Source organism: Clostridioides sp. ZZV14-6150, assembly GCF_020657875.1.
In the GTDB taxonomy this organism is placed as follows: Bacteria; Bacillota; Clostridia; order Peptostreptococcales; family Peptostreptococcaceae; genus Clostridioides.
The window spans coordinates 1-500 of the sequence record NZ_JAGWDA010000055.1 but is presented as its reverse complement, the minus strand read 5'-3'; the positions used below and the strand labels follow the sequence as shown (position 1 = coordinate 500).

Genomic DNA, 500 nt, shown 5'->3' with positions numbered 1-500 from the left:
AAATGGGTTAAGGCTAAAGTGACTCAAAATATAAATGGTAGAATATTAAATGCTACTGTATCAAAAACACCTACAAGTAAATATTTTGTTAGTATGTGTTGTGAGGTTGACATAAAACAATTAGAAGAATCTAATAAGTATATTGGCATAGATTTAGGCTTAAAAGATTTTGCAATATGTTCTAATGGAAGCATATTTAACAATCCTAAATGGTTAAGAAAAGCTAACTATAGATTGAAATTGGAACAAAGAAGATTATCAAAGATGAAGAAGTTCAGTAATAATTGGAATAAGCAAAGAATTAAAGTAGCTAAGATACATGAAAGAATAACTAATCAAAGAAGAGATTACCTACATCAAATATCAACTAAGCTAATTAGAGAAAACCAAATAATTTGTTTAGAAGATTTGAAAGTGAGTAATATGATTAAGAATCATAAATTAGCAGGTGCAATAAGTGAAGTTAGTTGGTATGAATTTAGAAGGTTACTTGAGTATAA

The 500-nt window shown here is 27.0% G+C and carries 1 protein-coding gene; it reads left to right on the top strand.

Annotation, left to right across the window (positions count from 1 at the left end; all coding sequences use genetic code 11):
- A partial coding sequence (locus KGF41_RS20505) for a transposase (protein WP_227830508.1) occupies nucleotides 1-500 on the top strand: 500 nt, incomplete at both ends.